The sequence below is a fragment of the Streptomyces sp. NPDC028635 genome, assembly GCF_040637635.1.
In the GTDB taxonomy this organism is placed as follows: Bacteria; Actinomycetota; Actinomycetes; order Streptomycetales; family Streptomycetaceae; genus Streptomyces.
The window spans coordinates 1-1243 of record NZ_JBEZWX010000093.1 but is presented as its reverse complement, the minus strand read 5'-3'; the positions used below and the strand labels follow the sequence as shown (position 1 = coordinate 1243).

Here is a 1243-nt window from a genome sequence, read left to right as displayed (position 1 = left end):
CTTGGTGATCCGTTTTACACGGTGAGCTGGGGGTGGCCGCAGAGACCAGCGAGAAGCGACTGTTTACTAAAAACACAGGTCCGTGCGAAGCCGTAAGGCGATGTATACGGACTGACGCCTGCCCGGTGCTGGAACGTTAAGGGGACCGGTTAGCTCCATTTCGGTGGGGCGAAGCTGAGAACTTAAGCGCCAGTAAACGGCGGTGGTAACTATAACCATCCTAAGGTAGCGAAATTCCTTGTCGGGTAAGTTCCGACCTGCACGAATGGCGTAACGACTTCTCGACTGTCTCAACCATAGGCCCGGTGAAATTGCACTACGAGTAAAGATGCTCGTTTCGCGCAGCAGGACGGAAAGACCCCGGGACCTTTACTACAGTTTGATATTGGTGTTCGGTTCGGCTTGTGTAGGATAGCTGGGAGACTGTGAAGCAGCCACGCCAGTGGTTGTGGAGTCGTCGTTGAAATACCAGTCTGGTCGTGCTGGATGTCTAACCTGGGTCCGTGATCCGGATCAGGGACAGTGTCTGATGGGTAGTTTAACTGGGGCGGTTGCCTCCTAAAGAGTAACGGAGGCGCCCAAAGGTTCCCTCAGCCTGGTTGGCAATCAGGTGTTGAGTGTAAGTGCACAAGGGAGCTTGACTGTGAGACCGACGGGTCGAGCAGGGACGAAAGTCGGGACTAGTGATCCGGCGGTGGCTTGTGGAAGCGCCGTCGCTCAACGGATAAAAGGTACCCCGGGGATAACAGGCTGATCTTCCCCAAGAGTCCATATCGACGGGATGGTTTGGCACCTCGATGTCGGCTCGTCGCATCCTGGGGCTGGAGTCGGTCCCAAGGGTTGGGCTGTTCGCCCATTAAAGCGGTACGCGAGCTGGGTTTAGAACGTCGTGAGACAGTTCGGTCCCTATCCGCTGTGCGCGTAGGAATATTGAGAAGGGCTGTCCCTAGTACGAGAGGACCGGGACGGACGAACCTCTGGTGTGCCAGTTGTTCTGCCAAGGGCATGGCTGGTTGGCTACGTTCGGGAGGGATAACCGCTGAAAGCATCTAAGCGGGAAGCCTGCTTCGAGATGAGTATTCCCACCTCCTTGAGAGGGTAAGGCTCCCAGTAGACGACTGGGTTGATAGGCCGGATATGGAAGCACGGTAACGTGTGGAGTTGACCGGTACTAATAGGCCGAGGGCTTGTCCTCAGTTGCTCGCGTCCACTGTGTTGGTTCTGAAACCACGAACAGCCCCGT

The 1243-nt window shown here is 56.0% G+C and carries 1 rRNA gene; it reads left to right on the top strand.

Features of this window, described 5'->3' with window-relative positions:
* Positions 1-1195 (top strand): 23S ribosomal RNA (locus AB0E88_RS35760); the annotation flags it as partial.
* Positions 1196-1243: the final 48 nt, after the last annotated feature.